The 235-nt window shown below is 43.4% G+C and carries 1 pseudogene; it reads right to left on the bottom strand.

Going from position 1 to position 235, the window contains the following annotated elements:
* Positions 1–81: 81 nt before the first annotated feature.
* Positions 82–235: pseudogene (locus ACTHSP_RS24120) on the bottom strand (uracil permease); the annotation flags it as partial.

The raw sequence follows: 235 nt of genomic DNA, 5'->3' as shown, positions 1-235 counted from the left end.
ATTTTTCATTGTATAAAGCGTAATAAAAAGGCCGTCTGAAATCTCATTTTCAGACGGCCATTGCGTTTATGAGCCAGCTATTTATGCTTCTTCTGATTTTGTATTGGGCAAAACGCAGTTCAGGATACTGGCCAATACGGCGCACAAGCCTACACCGGCGACGCTCAAAGTACCTACTTTGATAATCATGCCTCCGATACAGGTCGTCAATACGGAGCTGACGATAACCAGATTT

The sequence above is a fragment of the Neisseria sp. P0001.S005 genome, assembly GCF_051963715.1.
The sequence above is the reverse complement of the archived record's forward strand: the minus strand, read 5'-3'. Positions and strand labels throughout refer to the sequence as shown.